Source organism: Faecalibacterium sp. OM04-11BH, from assembly GCF_003482185.1.
Taxonomy (GTDB): domain Bacteria; phylum Bacillota; class Clostridia; order Oscillospirales; family Ruminococcaceae; genus Faecalibacterium; species Faecalibacterium tardum.
This window is the reverse complement of record NZ_QULS01000006.1, coordinates 16,368-31,185: the sequence shown is the minus strand read 5'-3', so window position 1 is coordinate 31,185 and position 14,818 is coordinate 16,368. Positions and strand designations below refer to the sequence as shown.

Genomic DNA, 14,818 nt, shown 5'->3' with positions numbered 1-14,818 from the left:
TTTCATGACCAAGGACATGACCAGCGGTGCTATTACGCCGTTGCTGATCAAATTTACCATTCCGCTGGTGCTGGGCAACCTGTTCCAGCTTACCTACAACGCCGCCGACAGCATCATCGTGGGCAAGTTTGTGGGCGAGGATGCACTGGCTGCCGTGGGCACCTCGAACCCGCTGATGACCCTTGCCATCCTGTTCATCAACGGGATGTGTCTGGGCGCGGGTATCTTGGTCAGCACCGCCTTTGGCGCGGGAGATACCCAGCTGGTAGAGCGGCAGGTATCCACTACCGCCATTGCGGGCACGGTGTTCTCTTTGACCTTCTCTGCCCTGTGCGTGCTGCTGGCAGACCCGCTGCTGCGGCTGCTGCAGGTGCCTGCGGCTATTCTGCCCATTGCGGTGAACTACCTGCGCATCGTGTTTGCAGGGCTGATCTTCACCTTCTTCTATAATTTTCTTGCCGCCACCATGCGTGCGCTGGGCGACAGCAAGAGCGCACTGTATTTTTTGATGATCAGCGCGGTGCTGAACATTGGCGGCGATTTGTTTTTTGTGGAGGCGCTGGGCTGGGGCAGCGAGGGCTGCGCCCTTTCCACCGTGCTCAGCGAGGCTGCCTGCTGCCTGCTTTGCGTGGTGTACATCCGCTATAAGGTGCCGGTTCTACAGCTGGGCAGACGGTGGCTGGTGTATGACGGCAAGCTGCTGCGCAAGACCGTGAGCTACGGCTGGGCCAGTGCCATGCAGCAGGCCACGGTGCAGCTGGGCAAAATTGCGGTGCAAGCCATCGTGAACACCATGGGCGTCAACGCCATGGCTGCGTTTACCGCCGCCTCCCGCATCGACGACTTTGCCTACACCCCGCAGCAGAACATCGGCCACGCCATGACCACCCTGATGGCGCAGAACCGCGGCGCGGGCAAGGCCGACCGGGTACGGCAAGGCTACCACTGCGGGATGCGCATCGAATTTGCCTACGGCATTCTGCTTACGGCCATCTGTCTGCTGTTCGCCCAGCCTATCATCCGGCTGTTTGCCACCGACCCCGCCGTGGTGGACCTTGGCGTGCGGTTTTTGCGCACCATCTCGCTGTTTTATCTGATGCCCGCCGCCACCAACGGCATTCAGGGCTTTTTCCGGGGCATGGGCGATTTGAAGGTCACCCTGAACAGCAGTATGCTGAACATGGGCGGCCGTGTGGCTGCTGCCGCCCTGTTTGTGCTGGTGATGAAGATGGACATCGAAGCTTTGCCCTTCAGCTACGCGGTAGGCTGGCTGCTGATGCTGCTGTACGAGCTGCCCATGCTGGTACGTTTTCTGCGCAGCAGCGAGATGTAAGATAAAAAACAATGCCGGAGCATCAACGCTCCGGCATTGTTTTTTATAGATATGTTTTACTTGGTGCCGTAGATACGGTCGCCTGCATCGCCCAGACCGGGCACGATGTAGCCATTCTCATTCAGGCGGTCGTCCTGTGCGCCCAGATAGATGTCCACATCGGGGTGTGCCTCGTGCAGAGCCTTGATGCCCTCCGGTGCGCCCAGCAGACCGATGAACTTGATGCGCTTTGCGCCGTGCTTCTTGATCTGAGTAATGGCGTCGATGGCGCTGCCGCCGGTAGCCAGCATGGGATCCAGCACCAGAACGTCACGCTCGGCGATATCCTGCGGCAGCTTGCAGAAGTACTCCACGGGCTGCAGGGTCTTTTCGTCGCGGTACAGGCCGATGAAGCCCACCTTGGCAGCGGGCAGCAGGGTCAGCATGCCGTCCAGCATACCCATGCCTGCGCGCAGGATGGGCACCAGAGCCAGCTTGCGGCCTGCCAGCACCTTGGTCTTTGCCATGGTGATGGGAGTTTCGATCTCCACCTCTTCCAGCGGCAGATCGCGGGTAGCCTCGTAGCACAGCAGAGTTGCAATCTCGCCAACGAGGTCACGGAACTCCTTGGTGCCGGTCTGTTTGTTGCGCAGCAGGCTGATCTTGTGCTGCAGCAGCGGATGTTCAACGATCATCGGGGTCATAAAAACACGCTCCTTAATTTATATAGAACATTCTATCGGGTACTGATCTGTGCCCTTGCCCGCCCGGTGGGCGCACAAAAGGATCTTTTCACAGAGAAGCTTGCAGTGCAAGCTTTCTCTGTGAAATTACAAAAATTTCAATCAGCGGTTTTCCAGTGCGGTCAGCTTGTCGATGCGGCGCTGATGACGGCCACCCTCGAACTGGGTGTTCAGGAAGATATCCACCAGCTGGCAGGCAAGACCTGCGCCCACCACACGACCGCCCATGCACAGGGCGTTGGCGTCGTTGTGGCGGCGGGTATACTCACAGCTGAAGCTGTCGGAGCAGCAGCAGGCGCGGATGCCCTTGATCTTGTTGGCAGCCATGCTGATGCCCACACCGGTGCCGCAGAACAGCAGTGCCTTTTCGCACTGGCCGCTCACCACTGCATCACAGGCGGGCACAGCCATGTCGGGGTAGTCCACGCTGTCGGTGCTGTGGGTGCCAAAGTCGATATACTCCAGACCAAGTTCTTCCAGATGTGCCTTGACAGCCTCTTTCAGTTCAAATCCGCCGTGGTCGGCGGCAAGTGCAATGGGTTTTGCCATGGAAAAACGTCCTTTCCCTGTGAGTAGTCACAGTTCCGCTTTTATTGTTTGTTTGCTGCGGCTTCAGCAGCCAGACGCTCTGCCCGCTCCCGCTCCGCCTGACTGAGACGGTGGTAGTCCGGCAGCAGCGCCTCCGGCAGCACAGCCTGCCCGGCTGCGGCCATCTGCTTTGCCACAAGTGCTACGGCAGCGGCACGGCCGCCCCGCAGCGCCGGGGGTGTTTGCAGCACACCCGGCACATCGCTGTATTTATTATAGCACAGACCCGCGCCATCACCAACAAAAAACAGGGGCTTTTTGCAATTTTCTACAAAATCAGCCAGATCTGCAACCGCCCGGGCGTCATCGTCCAGCAGGCGGGCGTGGGTGGCAAGGTCAAATGCTGCGCTGTATACCTGTGCGCGGCGGGCATCCAGTGCGCAGAGCACCGTGCCCTCGCCGGTGTGGGCAGCGGCCAGCGCTTCCAGGGTAGACACCGGGGCACACAGCGTCTCACGCGGGAAGGCCAGACCCTTGACGGCAGCCAGCCCGATGCGCAGGCCGGTAAAGCTGCCCGGGCCTGCGTTGACGGCGTACAGGTCGATGTCCGCGCAGGTCAGCCCGCACAGCTTTAAGCAGGTATCGATCATGGGCATCAGCGTTTCGCTGTGGGTCATGCCGCCGTCCAGATATGCCTCGTACAGCAGGCGGTCGTCCTGCAGAAAAGCCACACCGGCGGTCTTGCCCGCCGTATCCACGGCCAGAATATTCATACCGTCACCCCCTCAATGGTGATCTTGCGGGTGGTATCGTCCAGACGTTCGATGTTCACCCGGATGGGGTTTTCCAGTGCCAGCAGGTCGGCAAAGTTTTCGCTCCACTCTGCCGCCACCACAGCGCCCTGATCCAGATAATCGTAGAAACCTGCCGCGCACAGATCGTTCTCGGTAGAAATGCGGTACAGGTCAAAGTGCGCCAGCGGGCGCGGGCCCCGGTAGTAGTTCACGATGGCAAAGGTGGGGCTGGACACCGGGTCGGTGCAGCCCAGACCCTCGGCAAGACCCTCGGTAAAGGCGGTCTTGCCAGCGCCCAGACCGCCGGTAAAGGCGATCAGCGCCCCGGGGGCCAGCACAGCGGCCATCCGTTTGCCCAGCGCCACCGTCTCGGCGCGGGAATGGGTGATATATTCTGACATGAAGGTTACCTCATCGTTTCAAAAAAGGGATGGCAGACACTCTGCCATCCCTAAGTATAATATAAAACGTGCAAAAGTGCAATGGTCAGGCGGCGGCAGGGTTCTGCTGCTCTACAACACTGTTCGTTGCCGTGCCGGGCGCGGTGAGCCGAACGGTGCCATCGCCCTGAATGATGGGATAGGACGCCGCCGAGTGGGGATGCCGCCCGGTGTGCTGGTTGAGATACCACACGATGTCGTTTTCGCCGTAGACCTCAAGGCCGTAATCAATGGCCTGCTGCAAGGTTTCACCCTCGATCAGGCGATTCACGGTCGCCCACAGCATACTGCGGGAGTACACGCTGTATACGTTGTTCACAAAGCCCACCACAGCCTTTGCCCCGCCGGAGAGCAGCCCATCCGAAAGAGCAGTGTTCACATGGCCGCTGCGTCCGTAGAACTCGCAGGTCTCCGAAAGCACGATGGTGCCGTTCAGCTTCCCGCCCCGGTAGGCATTGCTGAAAAAGCCTCCGGTGACGGCGTAGCAGCCGTTTACCTTGATGACCCGGTGGCTGAGCAGATCCATGCCGTAGCGCAGGTCGTTCCAGAAATCCGATTTTTCCAGCAGCAGGAGGATGGGCGCGGTGGCCTGCTTTTTCCACAGCCAGCCATACTCATAGGTATAATACGCGCCGTGGGCACTTAGGATGGCAAGGTCGTAGTCTGCCATCCGCTTCAGGTCGGAGACGGTCACCATCATGTCCAGATGAGTGTCCAGGCCGTAGCCGTTCCAGTAGTCCTTCATATAAGAATAGTAGGGGTAGCGGTTGCTGTTCACCCCGTTATCAAAGGCATAGTAGATGACCGCATTGCCCACGGTGCCGTTCTCTGCAGCGAGCAGGGCGGGCGCATCCTCCATCTCCGGCCCGGGCAGGGCGGCGTCTGTCTCGCTCTCGGTGTCGGTGAGCAGAATACCGCCCAGTGCGCCGCAGCTGTAAGTAAAGCTTATCATGCCGTTTTTCGCATCCACATAGATGCTGTCCTTTTTTATAAGCCCCTGTGCCGCCAGCTCGTCCAGCTGCGCCAGCGCAGCAGTCTGACGCGCTTTCTCCGACATTCCGGCGTAGGCGGCGCTGTCGGTCAGGGCGGTGACGGCGGCATCCGTCTGCTGCATCTCCTTTACCTCAGAGGCAGTCAGGGTCTGGGGGGTGCCGGTGGTCTCCTCCGGCGCGGCGGCCACTGCCGGACACACTGCCGTAAAGGCCAGTGCGATGGCACACACCGCACTGAGCAGGCGGCGATAAACTGTATGTTCCATTTCTTCTTTCCCGTTCCTCTCCCCCGGCACACTGCCGGGGCTGTTGTGCGCAAGGCTGCGCCCACAGGTTCATTGTAGGATGCAACCGGGGCTTTGTCAAGCATCCCGGCAATGTTTTACCATTCCGTCACACCCGGCGCATTGCATTGGCAGGGGGATTTGTGTATAATAGCGATATGTTGGGTTTTTATCGCCTGTACGCAGGTACACCCCGGCAGACTGTTCTGATGAAAGGCGGTGCTTTCCTTGGATAGCATTCGACAATATTTTAAGCGCACCGATAAGATCTATCTGCTGCTGTGCATTTTCAGCAGCGTTATGGCGGTGCTGGCGCTGTCCTCGTGGGCAGCTAAGCAGGGCAACGGCTTTGCCACCGACGAGGTGACCGGTGCCATCATTGGCATTGGCGACTACCGCCGGGCACTGGTGCAGGCGGGCGCTTCCGTCATTGGCATCGTGATCGCGCTGCTGCTCTCTTGCGTGGACTACCGCAGCCTTGTAAAGGTGTGGCCGGTGCACGTTGTGCTGACGTGGGGTCTGGTGCTGCCCACGCTGGTCATCCGCAACGTATCCATCGGCCCGCTGACCATCGGCTACAACGCCGGTGATACCGACAACTACTCCTGGTACAAGCTGGGCGGCTTTACCTTTCAGCCCACAGAGCTGGCAAAGATCAGCTTTATCCTGACCTTTGCCATGCACCTGAACAATGTGCGCAGCCGCATCAACGAACCAAAGGAGCTGGCAAAGCTGCTGCTGCATCTGCTGGTGCCCATTGCCATCATCCATGTGCAGGGCGATGACGGCACTGCCATCATCTACGGTATCATCGGCTGCTGCATGATGTTTGCGGCGGGGCTGAGCTGGAAGTATATCTTTGCGGCCTTTGCGGCGGCGGGTGCTGCCGTAGCGGTGGCCTTTGCCTTTTTCAGCGATAAGATCGGCAAAGGATACCAGTGGTACCGCATTCTGGCGGTGCTGGACCCGGAAAACACCACCGGCTGGGCCCCCAGCGAGACGGTATGGAAGAACATCATCTACCAGCAGCAGCGCGGCGAGATCGCGCTGGGTTCCGGCGGCATCTTTGGCAACGGTCTATTCACCGGCCGGTATTACAGTGTGCCCAACGCCCACAATGACTTCATCCTCAGCTGGATCGGCAACGTGGCAGGCTTTGTGGGCTGCTGCGTGGTGCTGGGCGTTCTGCTGGCGCTGGTGATCAAAACCTTTGCCACCGGTGCCCGCAGCGAGGATCTGCTGGGCAGCTACATCTGCGCCGGTATCGGAGGTGCCCTGATGGCGCAGATCGCGGTGAACGTAGGCATGAACCTGCGGGTGCTGCCGGTCATCGGCGTCACGCTGCCCTTCTACTCCGCCGGCGGCAGCTCGGTGCTTATGCTGTATATCTGCGTCGGTTTAGTCCTGTCTGTATACTCTCACAACACTAAAAGCCTGTTCGGGTAAAGGATATTCTATAAGCAAGGACGTGCAGCCCGCGGGCTGCACGTCCTTGCTTTTTAGGTGATTTTAAAACAAACGCCATATTTGAAAAACAAAATTTCCTTAAATCATGCCCAGAGCGAAGCGGAGGGCATTCAAGAACGTCCCAGCTTTTCCAGCTCCACCACCGGCCAGCCAAGGGCGCGGATGGCGCTTTCGTCGTGGGTAGCCAGCAGCACCGGTTTGCCCGCGCAGCGCTGCCGCAGCAGCGCCGCCGCCCGCTTCAGGGTGTCCGGGTCCATGCCGGTAAAGGGCTCGTCCAATAGCAGGGTGTCGCTGGATGCCCACAGCGCCCGCAGCAGCGCCACCCGCCGCTTTTGCCCGCCGGAAAGTCTGCGGGCAGGCAGCTGCAAGGCGGCAAGTTCCACTCCAAGCTGTTGAAATTCATTTATAATTTGCTCTTTGTACTGGTTTTCTGCCCCCGGCAGCACCAAAGTGACGTTCTGCACCGCATTCAGCTGGGGGCAAAGACGGTCCTCCTGAAAGACCGCCGCCACCCGGCCCACACCCTCCACACTGCCGGCGGTGGGGCGCTCCAACCCCATCAGGATGCGCAGCAGGGTGGTCTTGCCCCAGCCGCTTGGTGCCCACAGCACCACAGGGGCGTCCACCTCCATGCACAGGTCTGTAAAGAGCGGCGCTGTGCCGAACCGTTTTGTCAGGTGTTGAAACCTCAGCATTTTGTCCCCTCCTCTCCCAGCACTGCGCCAACGGCTTTATCCAGTGCAAACAGGAACAGCTTTTCAAAGCCTGCGCTCAGCAGAATGATGACAAAGGTCCACGCAAACAGTTCCCCGGTGGAAAGGGTGATTTTAGCGCGGTAGAGCGCATCGCCGATGCTGCCGTTGGGCAGGCCGATGACCTCCGCCGCCACGCCGCTTTTCCAGCAGATGCCCAGCGCCACGCTGCACCCCTGCCGGAAAGCCGGCAGCACCGCCGGCAGCCAGACCGCACGCAGGCGGCGACCCGGCGGCAGACGGAACACCGCTGCCATTTCCAGCAGCTGCACATCTGCCCCCGCAATGCCGGTGCGCACCGCGCCGTACAGCACCGGCAGCACCATCAGAAAGCTGATAAGCACCGAAAGGGCGCTGCCCCGCACCCAGACCAGCGCCAGAATGATAAAGCTTGCCACCGGCGTAGCCTTGACCAGCTGCATCACCGGAGCCAGCAGCGCATCGGCAGTGCTCCACCGGGCGGCACATACCGCCAGCACCACGCTGACCACTGCGCCCAGCACAAAGCCCAGCAGAATGCGCCCGGAGCTGAAGCCCACCCGCTGCCAGAAATCTGCCCTTGGCAGCAGTTGAACCAAAGTGCGCAGCGCCTGCACCGGCGATACCAAAAACACCTCCTGCCCGATGGCCATAGCTGCGGCCTGCCAGACCGCCAGCCAGAACGCCACCGCCAGCAGACGGCGAAAAAACTGCTTGTTTTGCTTCATAAACTGCCCTCTTCCCCTGCCTATTATAAGGTATAGTATACCATACCGTCCCGCAAAGGGGAATGACCTGTGCACCACCTGCGGCGGGTCGGTTCACGTTGTATATACTTTTATTCAACCGTCGTATGCTTGACATGAATTTACATCCAGTGTAAACTGGATACAGTATACGGTGCATCTTTGCACCGGCGCAGAAAAGAGGGGGACGGTATTGACGCAAGCGCTCAAGGGCCGCAAGCTGTTGCTCGTCGGTTTTACGTTGTTTTCCATGTTTTTCGGGGCAGGCAACCTGATCTTCCCGCCTGATCTTGGCGCAAAGGCAGGGACAAACTTCTGGCCCGCCTTTCTGGGGCTTGCCATCAGTGCTGTGGGTCTGCCCGTGGCAGGGGTCATCGCGGTGGCACGAGCAGACGGTCTGGACAAGCTGGCCGGGCGGGTGCATCCGGTGTTCGCACAGGTGTTCATGATTTTGATCTACCTGTCCATCGGGCCGTGTCTGGCTATTCCGCGCACCGCAAGTACCTCCTTTGCCATGCTTACCCCGCTGCTGGGCAGCAGCGCCGGGTTGCAGCTGGGGTACTCCGTGCTGTTCTTTAGCGCGGCCTTTCTGGTGGCGCTGCACCCGGACAGGCTCACCCGCTGGCTGGGCAGGCTGCTCTGCCCCTGCCTGCTGGTTCTGATCTTGATCCTGTTCGGCGGCTGTCTGCTGCACCCGTTGGCGGCGCAGTACGGTGCCCCCACCGAGGCGTACCGTTCCGCTGTTGTGTTACAGGGCGTATTGTACGGCTACCAGACCATGGACGCCCTTGCGGCACTGAACTTTGGTGCGGTCATTGCCATGAACATCCGGGCGCAGGGCGTTGACCGGGAGCAGGACGTGCAGCGCAGTGCCATCCGCGCCGGGCTTGTGGCGGGCGGGCTGCTGCTGGCGGTCTACACCATGCTGGGGCACGCCGGAGCGCTGACCGGTGCCGCCGTACCCGGCCTTGCCACCGGTGCCGAGGTGCTGACCGTGCTGGCCGAGCGGCTGTTCGGTAAGGCGGGGCTGGTGCTCCTTGCTGCCATCTTTATGCTGGCCTGCTTCAACACCTGTGTGGGGCTGATTGCCTGTGTGGGAGAGTATTTCCACACCCTGCTGCCCCGCATCCCCTACCCTGTTCTTGCCGCCTTTTTTGCCGCTGCCAGTATGCTGATCGCAAATCTGGGGCTGGCAGAGATCCTGCGCTTGTCCATCCCGGTGCTCAACGCGCTATACCCGGTGGCCATTGTGCTGATCGTACTTTCCTTCGTGCCCGGGCTGGAACAGCGCCGCCGGGTCTACCCGCTGTGCATCGGCTGCACCGCCGTGCAGAGCATTGCCGCCGCGCTGCCGCTTGGCGCACTTTCTGCCCTTGCCAACGCTTTGCCGCTGGCAGCACTGGGTTTTGGCTGGGTGTTCCCGGCGGTTGCCGGGCTACTGGCAGGCATCCTTTTGAGCTGTACAGAAAAATAAAGGAGATTTTACTATGATCCAGCCTATCATGCACGATCCGTTGTTTCTGGCGCAGAAGTCTGCCCCTGCCACCCCGGAGGATGCCCCTGTTGCACGGGACTTACTGGACACCCTGACCGCCCACGCCGACGGCTGTGTGGGCATGGCAGCCAACATGATCGGCGTGCTCAAGCGCATCATTGCGGTGGAGGCCGAGGACGGGGGGTATCTGGTGCTGTTCAACCCGGTCATCCTGAAAAAATCCGGCCTGTACGAGGCCGAGGAGGGCTGTCTTTCGCTGGAAGGCGTGCGGAAAACAAAGCGCTGGCAGAGCATCAAGGTGCAGTACCAGACCATGGACGGCAAGCCGCGCATCAAGACCTTTACCGGCTGGACGGCGCAGATCATCCAGCACGAGATCGACCATTGCGATGGGATCTTGATTTAAGTTTTTTACCACGCACAAAGCCCCCGAGGGTGTGACCCCCGGGGGCTTTGCTATGCTGTAACAGAGAAATGAAGGTGTTATTGTTCGCTTAAAACCTCTTGCGGTGCCCTGCATCCGCTTCGACCCTTGGGCGGGTCTCGCGTCTTGCAGACCGCTGCGCCAAAAATTGCTCCCTGTTTCCGCCGCAGGCGGCGGTCGCAATTTTAGCCTTTAACGCCACCAAGCGCAACGCCGCGGACGATAAACTTGGACAGCAGCAGGTAGACGACGATGACCGGCAGAATGGCGATGGCCACCATCATGTACACCTTGCCCATATCGAACTTCAGGAAGTCCGCGCTGCGCAGCTGAGCGATCAGGATCGGCAGGGTCTTTTTGTCGGCGGTATCCAGTACCAGAGCCGGGATGAAGTAGTTGTTCCAGCTTGCCACGAAGGAGAAAATGGCCTGTACAGCCAGAGCCGGCTTCATGATGGGCAGCACGATCTTATTAAAGGTATAAAACTCGCCTGCGCCGTCAATGCGGGCGGCCTCCACGATCTCCATGGGAAGGGAGGCGTCCAGATACTGCTTCATGAAGAAGAACACGGTAGGTGCTGCAATGCTGGGAACGATCAGCGGGATGAAGCTGTTTTTCAAGCCCATCTTGGAGATCAACTGCAGAAAGCCCAGTGCAGACACCTGTGTGGGCATGGTCATGATGAGCAGGATCAGGGCAAAAGCGGCCTTTTTGAATTTGAAGTTATAGGCGTAGATGCCGTAGGCCGTCAGTGCCGAGAAGTAAACGCTGAGCGCTGCCGAGCAGGCAGACACCAGCAGGCTGTTACGGATGCCGCTTATCACAGGGATGTTGGCGTCCGTAAGCACGTTGCGGAAGTTTGTGATGATGGACTTGCCCGGCATCAGCGAGAAGCCCTTCTGAATCTCAAAGTGGGTGCGGGTGGAGTTGATGATCAGCACATAGAAGAAGAACAGGCACAGAAAGCTGATCAGCACCAGCACCAGATAGCACCACGCACGGCGGGCGGTCAAGACCGCCTTTTCGGACTGATTTTTAGGCGTATGTGCCATACTTATTTCCCTCCTTTGGCAGCAGCCTTTTTGGCTGCTTTCAGTTCCTTGCGCTGGGCCTTAGTCAGGCCGTCATCTTCCTTAGTCAGCGAGAAGTACACGACGACGCACAGCACTGCACACACAAGGAACAGCACCACAGATACTGCACCGGCCATGCCGTAGTTCTTGCTGAACAGGTGGTTGTTCAGGTACATGATCATGGTGGTGGAGGTACGGTCGGGACCGCCCTTGCCGTTGGTCAAGATCTGCGGCACATCGAACATCTGCAGGCCGCCGATCATGGAGGTGATCATCACATAGACCAGAATGGGGCGGATCAGGGGCAGGGTGATCTTCCAGAACATCTGATTCGGGGTGCAGCCGTCCAGCTCTGCAGCCTCGTACAGGGTGGGATCCACGCCCATAATGGCTGCCATCAGCATGATGGTGGTGTTGCCGAACCACATCAGGAAGTTCATTAGGCCCACTAGACCACGGTTGCCCCACACGGTATTCAAAAAGCTGATGGGGGTCTTGATCCAGCCCATGCTCAGCAGCACTGCGTTCACCGGGCCGTTATCCGAGAACAGGGCGAAGAACAGCATGGCGAAAGCCGAGGCCATGATCAGGTTGGGCATATAGATGACCGTCTTGAAGAAGGTCTGTCCCTTCAGCTTCAGCCGCAGGTCGGTGAACCATGCCGCCAGCAGCAGCGAGACGATGATCTGCGGGATAAAGCCGATGATCCACAAAATCAGCGTGTTGCCAAAATACTTGGGCAGATCGGTCGCGAACAGGGTGATGTAGTTCTTCAGGCCCACAAAGCTGGGTCCGATGATCTTCAGGCCGCTGCGGTAATACTCAAAAAAGCTGTAATAGATGGTGGATGCCAGAGGGATCAGCTGGAATACCGCGAAGATGATAAAGAACGGTGCAATGAAGATATAGCCCCATTTCGCGTAGCTGATCGACCCTTTCTTCTTTGTTTTTTCTCCCATGAGATCTCCCTCCTGCCGGGTCACAGCAAAACCAAAGGGGCGGGCGAGATACGCCGCCCGCCCCTTTGCTTCAATTTTCAGTTCGGAGTAAAACCGCTTATGCGGGCCATACCACGTCGGTCAGCTCGGGGTACTTCTCCTTGATGGCGGTCTCGAAGTTTGCCTTGGCGGCATCCTCCTCCACGTTGCCGGTGAAGTAATCCTTGAAAGCGTTCTGGAAGCTCTCGTTCAGGCCCTGATCGTACGGGCCGGCGTTGGACATATCGATCTTGGTTGCAGCCTCTGCAAACAGAGCGATGTGGTTCTGGCCGCCGAGGAAGTCGGACTTGTAATCGCTGCTGGCGATCTCGTTCATGGCCTTCTCGTTGTTGGTGTAATCCTGCGTATCCATGGTGATCTGCTTCATGATGGCTTCATCGCAGGTCAGCTTCAGCATAACGTCCTTGATGGTCTCAAGGTTGTCGCTGCCGGCTGCGCCGCAGATCCAGGTGCCGCCCCAGTAGTAGGGCTGAGGGCCTTCGCACACAGCGTAGTCGCCGTAGATGCCGTTGCCAACCTCTTCCTTGCCGCCCTCAGCGGTAGGAGTTGCCAGAGAGTTGCCCAGCAGGGTGAAGTTGATGCCCCAAGTGGAGTAGAAGAAGCCGAACACCTTACCGGTGGGGCCCTGATCGGAAGCCCACTGGCTGTCCCACAGGCTGGACTTGTTGTTGTAGCCCTTGTCGGTGTACTCCTTGGTCTGATCCACCCACTTCATCAGGTTCTCGTCCACGGTAACGGTGGTACCGGTGACCCAGGGTGCGGAGACGTTGTTGGAGAAGGTGCGGTATGCATCATCGAAGCCGGACAGCATCTTGTAGCCCTTGGCAGCAGCCTTGGCAGCTACATCGTTGAACTTATCCCAGTCGGACAGGTAGGTCTGCACTTCAGCGGGGTCATCGGTGCCCAGCACTTCCTTGGCAATGCTGCGGCGGTATGCGAACAGACCCGGGGTAGCCTGCCAAGTGGTGCCGCGCTGGCTGCCGTCCACAGAAACGATGTCCTTGGTGTACTGGTACTGGCCGGCCAGATCGGAATCGGTCAGGCCGATATCCTTCTTGACATCCAGAACGTAGTCGGAATCCACATACTTCAGAGCGTAGTCAGCCTCGATCAGGAAAATGTCGATCTTGTCGTCATCGGCAGCGGAGTCCTGATTCAGCAAAGCCTCGTCCAGCTTGTTCTGGTAGTTGTTGTTCTCGTTGGCGTTGATGGTCCACTTCACGGTGGTGCCGTCCTTCAGGGTGGTGGTGGACTTGTCGGCTGCGATCTCCTTGACCTCGGGATAGTAGTCGTTGAAGCGGCTCTGGAACTCATCATTCCAGCACCAGATGTTCAGCACCTTGCCCTCGGCAGCAGCCGGAGCAGAAGCAGCAGCGGAGGATGCAGGAGCCGCAGAGGAAGCAGCGGTGCTGCTGGAAGAACCGCCGCCGCAGGCTGCCAGAGCAGCACCAACAGTCACGACACCGGAAGCGAGCAGGAAATTACGACGAGAGATCTTTTTCATAAGGGTAAACCTCCTTCATGGTTTTCCAATTAAAAAAATTCATTCTCAAAAACTCCGCGCCGGGAGTTGTGGGCCTTTGTTAAAGGATGCGGACGGAGCCGCCGTCCAGCAGTTTGCCGGACACCCGGATCTGCTCCGGCAGGGTCACACGCGGATGCTCGATCAGCTCGATCAGCTTATCCGCTGCCAGCCTGCCAAGGGATTTTGTGTTCTGCTGGTAGGTCACCAGCGGGGGTTTGACCACCCGGGAGAGATAGATGCCATCGTATCCCATCACCGAGATGTCCTCCGGGATGTTCAACCCCGCTTCGGTCAGGGCGTTGTAGCCGCCCAGTGCGGAAAAGTCATCCGGGAAGATGATGCAGGTGGGCCGCTGCGGCAGTGCCAGCAGCGCCCGGGTCTCCTCTGCGCAGCGATCCACATCGTGGTACACACCGCAGCGGACGTACTCCTCCGGCACCTTCAACCCCAGCTCCTCGCAGGCTTGATAGAAGCCTGCCAAGCGGTTCTCGGTAACGGCGGTCTTTTCGCCGTGGATGAAGGCGATACGCCGGTGTCCGCAGGCCCATGCCTGCTGTACCAGAGCCTTTGTGCCCACCACGTTGTCTGAAAGGATCGCCATCCGGTTGTTGAACACATGGTCGATGGTCACTACCGGCACATCGCCGTTGACCAGCTCCACCACCTGTGGATCATAAAAGTTCACACAGGCGATCACCACGCCGTCCACACCCCGGTAGTGGCAATGTTCCAGATAGCTCATGGACTTGCCGCTGATGTTGTGGTTGATAAAGGTGATATCATAGCCGCGCTTTTCCGCTTCTACCTTGAAGCTGTCCAGCACTGCGGAGAAGTACTCGTGGGTCAGGCCGCTCTGCTTTTCATCTACAAACAGAACGCCAAGGTTGTAAGTACGGTTGGTTTTCAGCGCCCGGGCCGCTGCGTTGGGCAGGTACCCCATGCGGCGGGCTGCTGCACAGATGCGCTCCCGCGTGGCCGGTGCGATGTCTGGCTGGCCGTTCAGCGCCTTACTGACAGTTGCGACGGATACGCCGCACTCTTTTGCCAGATCCTTCAGGGACGGCATCTTATGGCCTCCTTCCAAGGAAAGGAGCTGCGGAATGTTTCTCGCGAGTTCCTTAATCGTTTTCGCAATCTCAATATAGCGCATTCTGTACCAAAAATCAAGCGAAAATGTAAAAGTTTTAGCTCAGCTGCATCACTTTTGGCATTTCGTTTCAATTTGACCTGTAAAAATTGTGCATTTCGATTCACTTTCGTTACATT

15 protein-coding genes are annotated in these 14,818 nt (G+C 58.8%); 4 read left to right on the top strand and 11 right to left on the bottom strand.

The annotated features are described in order from the left end of the window. The first annotated feature begins 4 nt into the window (after nucleotides 1–4). On the top strand, nucleotides 5–1,333 hold the full coding sequence (locus DXB44_RS07005; RefSeq protein WP_118658197.1) for an MATE family efflux transporter: 1,329 nt from the start codon (nucleotides 5–7) through the stop codon (nucleotides 1,331–1,333). A gap of 56 nt (nucleotides 1,334–1,389) precedes the next feature. On the opposite strand, the gene upp is transcribed toward DXB44_RS07005, so the two are convergent. The 5 genes from upp to DXB44_RS06980 form a co-directional block, all read right to left on the bottom strand. After that, nucleotides 1,390–2,016 (bottom strand): uracil phosphoribosyltransferase, encoded by a 627-nt coding sequence (gene upp, locus DXB44_RS07000; protein ID WP_005920380.1) that lies wholly within the window; start codon nucleotides 2,014–2,016, stop codon nucleotides 1,390–1,392. A gap of 141 nt (nucleotides 2,017–2,157) precedes the next feature. Then, the gene (gene rpiB, locus DXB44_RS06995) at nucleotides 2,158–2,604 is read right to left on the bottom strand and encodes a ribose 5-phosphate isomerase B (RefSeq protein ID WP_112090383.1); all 447 of its coding nucleotides are present in this window, start codon (nucleotides 2,602–2,604) and stop codon (nucleotides 2,158–2,160) included. Between the two features lie 41 nt (nucleotides 2,605–2,645). Next, nucleotides 2,646–3,356, bottom strand: a complete 711-nt coding sequence (tsaB, locus tag DXB44_RS06990) for a tRNA (adenosine(37)-N6)-threonylcarbamoyltransferase complex dimerization subunit type 1 TsaB (RefSeq protein WP_118658196.1) — start codon at nucleotides 3,354–3,356, stop codon at nucleotides 2,646–2,648. After that, nucleotides 3,353–3,778: a tRNA (adenosine(37)-N6)-threonylcarbamoyltransferase complex ATPase subunit type 1 TsaE gene (gene tsaE, locus DXB44_RS06985; RefSeq protein ID WP_005920389.1), complete on the bottom strand. Its 426-nt coding sequence runs from the start codon at nucleotides 3,776–3,778 to the stop codon at nucleotides 3,353–3,355. The genes tsaB and tsaE overlap by 4 nt, the downstream gene beginning before the upstream one ends. Nucleotides 3,779–3,863: 85 nt before the next feature. Next, nucleotides 3,864–5,075 (bottom strand): hypothetical protein, encoded by a 1,212-nt coding sequence (locus tag DXB44_RS06980; RefSeq protein ID WP_118658195.1) that lies wholly within the window; start codon nucleotides 5,073–5,075, stop codon nucleotides 3,864–3,866. Between the two features lie 246 nt (nucleotides 5,076–5,321). On the opposite strand from DXB44_RS06980, the gene DXB44_RS06975 reads away from it, so the two are divergent. Beyond that, nucleotides 5,322–6,539: an FtsW/RodA/SpoVE family cell cycle protein gene (locus DXB44_RS06975; protein WP_243111074.1), complete on the top strand. Its 1,218-nt coding sequence runs from the start codon at nucleotides 5,322–5,324 to the stop codon at nucleotides 6,537–6,539. Between the two features lie 131 nt (nucleotides 6,540–6,670). On the opposite strand, the gene DXB44_RS06970 is transcribed toward DXB44_RS06975, so the two are convergent. Beyond that, nucleotides 6,671–7,255, bottom strand: coding sequence for an ATP-binding cassette domain-containing protein (locus DXB44_RS06970; protein ID WP_118658194.1), 585 nt, complete (start codon nucleotides 7,253–7,255; stop codon nucleotides 6,671–6,673). Continuing rightward, complete coding sequence (locus DXB44_RS06965) at nucleotides 7,249–8,019, bottom strand: ABC transporter permease subunit (RefSeq protein WP_118658193.1); 771 nt, start codon at nucleotides 8,017–8,019, stop codon at nucleotides 7,249–7,251. Before DXB44_RS06965 ends, DXB44_RS06970 begins: the two co-directional genes overlap by 7 nt. A gap of 211 nt (nucleotides 8,020–8,230) precedes the next feature. On the opposite strand from DXB44_RS06965, the gene brnQ reads away from it, so the two are divergent. Together brnQ and DXB44_RS06955 are read left to right on the top strand one after the other, a co-directional pair. Further along, the gene (gene brnQ, locus DXB44_RS06960; RefSeq protein ID WP_199680583.1) at nucleotides 8,231–9,511 is read left to right on the top strand and encodes a branched-chain amino acid transport system II carrier protein; all 1,281 of its coding nucleotides are present in this window, start codon (nucleotides 8,231–8,233) and stop codon (nucleotides 9,509–9,511) included. 13 nt (nucleotides 9,512–9,524) lie between these two features. Next, entirely contained in the window at nucleotides 9,525–9,938 is a 414-nt protein-coding gene (locus tag DXB44_RS06955; protein ID WP_118658191.1) for a peptide deformylase, read from the top strand. A gap of 203 nt (nucleotides 9,939–10,141) precedes the next feature. Here DXB44_RS06955 and DXB44_RS06950 read toward each other — a convergent pair whose 3' ends face one another. The 4 genes from DXB44_RS06950 to DXB44_RS06935 form a co-directional block, all read right to left on the bottom strand. Continuing rightward, entirely contained in the window at nucleotides 10,142–11,008 is an 867-nt protein-coding gene (locus DXB44_RS06950; protein ID WP_118658190.1) for a carbohydrate ABC transporter permease, read from the bottom strand. Nucleotides 11,009–11,010: 2 nt separating this feature from the next. After that, nucleotides 11,011–11,988, bottom strand: a complete 978-nt coding sequence (locus DXB44_RS06945) for a sugar ABC transporter permease (RefSeq protein WP_055186119.1) — start codon at nucleotides 11,986–11,988, stop codon at nucleotides 11,011–11,013. Nucleotides 11,989–12,085: 97 nt separating this feature from the next. Next, nucleotides 12,086–13,531 carry a twin-arginine translocation signal domain-containing protein gene (locus DXB44_RS06940; RefSeq protein WP_117526737.1) on the bottom strand — a complete coding sequence of 482 codons (1,446 nt, stop codon included), beginning with the start codon at nucleotides 13,529–13,531 and terminating at the stop codon, nucleotides 12,086–12,088. 79 nt (nucleotides 13,532–13,610) lie between these two features. After that, the gene (locus DXB44_RS06935; protein WP_118658189.1) at nucleotides 13,611–14,618 is read right to left on the bottom strand and encodes a LacI family DNA-binding transcriptional regulator; all 1,008 of its coding nucleotides are present in this window, start codon (nucleotides 14,616–14,618) and stop codon (nucleotides 13,611–13,613) included. Between the last annotated feature and the right edge of the window lie 200 nt (nucleotides 14,619–14,818).

Bases quoted from the DNA above. Each gene is read 5' to 3' on its own strand.
- DXB44_RS06970 (WP_118658194.1), bottom strand. From the start codon at position 7,255: ATGCTGAGGTTTCAACACCTGACAAAACGGTTCGGCACAGCGCCGCTC.
- DXB44_RS06940 (WP_117526737.1), bottom strand. From the start codon at position 13,531: ATGAAAAAGATCTCTCGTCGTAATTTCCTGCTCGCTTCCGGTGTCGTG.
- DXB44_RS06950 (WP_118658190.1), bottom strand. From the start codon at position 11,008: ATGGCACATACGCCTAAAAATCAGTCCGAAAAGGCGGTCTTGACCGCC.
- DXB44_RS06935 (WP_118658189.1), bottom strand. From the start codon at position 14,618: ATGCCGTCCCTGAAGGATCTGGCAAAAGAGTGCGGCGTATCCGTCGCA.
- tsaE (WP_005920389.1), bottom strand. From the start codon at position 3,778: ATGTCAGAATATATCACCCATTCCCGCGCCGAGACGGTGGCGCTGGGC.
- DXB44_RS06980 (WP_118658195.1), bottom strand. From the start codon at position 5,075: ATGGAACATACAGTTTATCGCCGCCTGCTCAGTGCGGTGTGTGCCATC.
- DXB44_RS06965 (WP_118658193.1), bottom strand. From the start codon at position 8,019: ATGAAGCAAAACAAGCAGTTTTTTCGCCGTCTGCTGGCGGTGGCGTTC.
- tsaB (WP_118658196.1), bottom strand. From the start codon at position 3,356: ATGAATATTCTGGCCGTGGATACGGCGGGCAAGACCGCCGGTGTGGCT.
- DXB44_RS06955 (WP_118658191.1), top strand. From the start codon at position 9,525: ATGATCCAGCCTATCATGCACGATCCGTTGTTTCTGGCGCAGAAGTCT.
- rpiB (WP_112090383.1), bottom strand. From the start codon at position 2,604: ATGGCAAAACCCATTGCACTTGCCGCCGACCACGGCGGATTTGAACTG.
- upp (WP_005920380.1), bottom strand. From the start codon at position 2,016: ATGACCCCGATGATCGTTGAACATCCGCTGCTGCAGCACAAGATCAGC.
- DXB44_RS06945 (WP_055186119.1), bottom strand. From the start codon at position 11,988: ATGGGAGAAAAAACAAAGAAGAAAGGGTCGATCAGCTACGCGAAATGG.
- DXB44_RS07005 (WP_118658197.1), top strand. From the start codon at position 5: ATGACCAAGGACATGACCAGCGGTGCTATTACGCCGTTGCTGATCAAA.